Source organism: Methylobacterium sp. C33D, from assembly GCF_053345825.1.
Window position 1 is genome coordinate 1 of record NZ_JBKFAV010000102.1, and the last position, 1,236, is coordinate 1,236.

Below are 1,236 nucleotides of genomic sequence, written 5' to 3' on the forward strand. Positions count from 1 at the left end.
CGACCCGATGCGGTCGCCCCGATGACGACCAGAGCATCCCACAAGCGGCCATTCGTCGGCTGCCCGGCTTGTCACGCGCTAGGTGGTGAGCGGACAGAGAATTGGAGAGCAGGAAACGGGAAGCGCATCACCCGGACGAGATCGTAGCACGAGGCGAACCCGCGAAAGGTCCGCCATGCCGCCGCCCGTGAACCGCACGATGTCCGCGTCCGAATGGGCGATGCTGCTCAGCCTCTCGATACTCTGGGGAGGATCGTTCTTCTTCACACGCGTGGCGCTCTCGGCTCTTCCGCCGTTCACCCTCGTTCTTTTGCGGGTCGGGCTTGCTGCTCTGATCCTGAATGCCGCCATGCCACTCCTGGGCCTGAGGATGCCGCGCACGGGTCGGGCATGGGCCGCCTTCTTCGGCATGGGTCTCCTCAACAACACCATTCCCTTCTGCCTCATCGTGTGGGGCCAAACCCACATCGCGTCAGGGCTTGCCGCCATCCTGAATGCGACCACGCCGCTCTTCACGGTCGTCGCTGCCCACGTCTTCACGTCTGACGAGAGGATGACCAGCAACCGGCTCGTGGGCGTGCTCATAGGGCTTGTCGGCGTCGCCGTGATGGTCGGACCCGCCGTTCTGGCGGGGCTTGGGACCGACCTCCTGGCACAGGTGGCCGTGCTCGGCGCGGCCCTGTCCTATGCCTTCGCCGGTATCTTCGGGCGGCGCTTCCGGCGAATGGGCATTCCGCCGCTCGCGACGGCGACAGGACAGGTGACGGCCTCCGCGTTCATGCTTCTGCCCCTCGTCCTCGTCGCGGACCGCCCTTGGACCTTGCCGCTACCGAGCGCATCAGCGTGGGGCGCAGTCGTCGGTATTGCGGTCCTGTCTACAGCGCTCGCCTACGTGCTGTACTTTCGTATCCTGGCGACTGCTGGAGCGACGAACCTTCTGCTCGTCACCTTCCTGATCCCGGTGTCGGCCATCCTGCTGGGCGCATTGGTGCTGGGCGAGCACCTTGCCCCGCAGCACTTTATCGGCATGGCGCTGATTGGATGCGGGCTTGCCTCCATTGACGGCCGCGTCTGGGCGTTCAGTCAGCAGAGACGGCGCATTCCGCCTGAGATGTATCAAGGGCGGGACATCTGAGCGGAAGGATGACGCTTTGCCGTCCGGAGGGCGAGTAAGCGCGGGCATTGCGTCCGCTTCGATGCATCCTTGCCCAGAAGCAGACCAGCCGAATTCCACCC

At 65.0% G+C, this 1,236-nt stretch carries 1 protein-coding gene; it reads left to right on the plus strand.

The window, feature by feature from the left end:
- The first annotated feature begins 175 nt into the window (after positions 1 to 175).
- Positions 176 to 1,135 carry a DMT family transporter gene (locus ACLBXO_RS31540; protein WP_331315787.1) on the plus strand — a complete coding sequence of 320 codons (960 nt, stop codon included), beginning with the start codon at positions 176 to 178 and terminating at the stop codon, positions 1,133 to 1,135.
- Positions 1,136 to 1,236: the final 101 nt, after the last annotated feature.